The following is a 1,059-nucleotide window of genomic DNA, read 5'->3' on the forward strand; positions in this document are numbered from 1 at the left end:
TTTTCAGCATGTCTCACTGCATGGGCAAAATTTACAACGGCAGTACAGAGCATCTCAAGATGATTTTTAGCGTTTGCACGTGCCTGATTTTGTAGTCCACATAAACTGAAACCGGCAAGATGAGAAATAGAGTGCGGTGCTCTTTCAATCTGGTTGGCGAGCGGTTGGCCTAAGTTTGGATTTTTGATGATTTCTACCATCTGTTTGTCTAATGTTTTTGTACTACCATAAACAATTTTTGACAATTGCTGAACCTGTTTTAGGCTTGCGTGGACACAAGAATCTTCTGCAACCATTTGGGCCGTTTCATTTTCTGTCAAAGGGGCTAATCTTTCTTGTGGAATGAGAATGCTTTCAAGCTTTTTTGTTTTGGGAACGGTAAAAGTAAATCTATCACCAGGTTTTAATGTTTTGAGTTGTTCTGGCGTGAGCTGTTCTTTATTGCCGATGATGTAAGCGCCTTTCACATTGAAAGCAAAGCTATCATAACCAGCACCCCTATAGGTACCTGTGTAAGTTTCACCTTCTTTTGCAACCATAACAGGACGATCATTAACATTGCGCCCAAGTTCTTTCATGTTGTTCATGAATTCCTTTAAAAGAAGTATTTTATTGGGATTAGAGATATCTTCAAACAGATGTTGCATTGGTTCTAGATCACCATTTTCTGCTACAGCAACACTGGCGAGCATCATGCGTTCTTTTGTAATCAGTGAAAAATCAAGCTGATGCCCTGCGGCTTTGGCAAGATTTTCAAAAAAGACCCGTTGTGTACGTCCATTTCCTCCTCTAAAAGGATGGAGTTGGTGAAGAAAGTTAAATAAGCTTATTGCTTCAGAGTTAAATTTCTCACGTGTTAAGCCTTGCAAATTATCTTTTTCGGCAAGCGTTTGATCTAATTTTTGTAAACCGTCTTGGATTTCATCGCCGAGTGCAAAAGGATTTTCCCATCCTGTTCTTTTCATTTCGGGCATGGCGGCTGTGGTGCCATCTTCAAATGTAAAGGGGAGATGGCGCAGATATCCAGCCCATTCAAAGGTATTTTTAAATAAGTGGTGA

At 40.1% G+C, this 1,059-nt stretch carries 1 protein-coding gene; it reads right to left on the reverse strand.

Annotated features, from left to right (window positions below; all coding sequences use genetic code 11):
- Positions 1–1,059 (reverse strand): BID domain-containing T4SS effector (locus tag ACFIL3_RS10450; RefSeq protein WP_375682247.1); only part of this gene is annotated, 1,059 nt, incomplete at both ends.

Origin of the sequence: Bartonella sp. CE47NXGY (genome assembly GCF_042195415.1) — a bacterium.
GTDB lineage: Bacteria > Pseudomonadota > Alphaproteobacteria > Rhizobiales > Rhizobiaceae > Bartonella.